This is a genomic window from Brevibacterium moorei (genome assembly GCF_024580735.1).
In the GTDB taxonomy this organism is placed as follows: domain Bacteria; phylum Actinomycetota; class Actinomycetes; order Actinomycetales; family Brevibacteriaceae; genus Brevibacterium; species Brevibacterium moorei.
The window spans coordinates 1-255 of the sequence record NZ_JANIJX010000082.1; the positions used below are offsets into that span (position 1 = coordinate 1).

At 59.2% G+C, this 255-nt stretch carries 1 rRNA gene; it reads right to left on the reverse strand.

The window, feature by feature from the left end:
* Positions 1 to 255 (reverse strand): 23S ribosomal RNA (locus NQ034_RS16125); the annotation flags it as partial.

Below are 255 nucleotides of genomic sequence, written 5' to 3' on the forward strand. Positions count from 1 at the left end.
ACCCCCGCGCGGCCCGGCTACCTTCCTGCGTCACACCACACGCTCACCTACACACCACCTCAGGTCCGAAGCACAACCACACACCCAACCCGAAGGCCAGGCGACAGTCACACCGCGTTAGTATCAGTAGCTTCAGTCTTTGACGGTCCTTCACCGGTACGGGAATATCAACCCGTTATCCATCGACTACGCCTGTCGGCCTCGCCTTAGGCCCCGACTAACCCAGGGAAGATGAACTTGACCCTGGAACCCTTA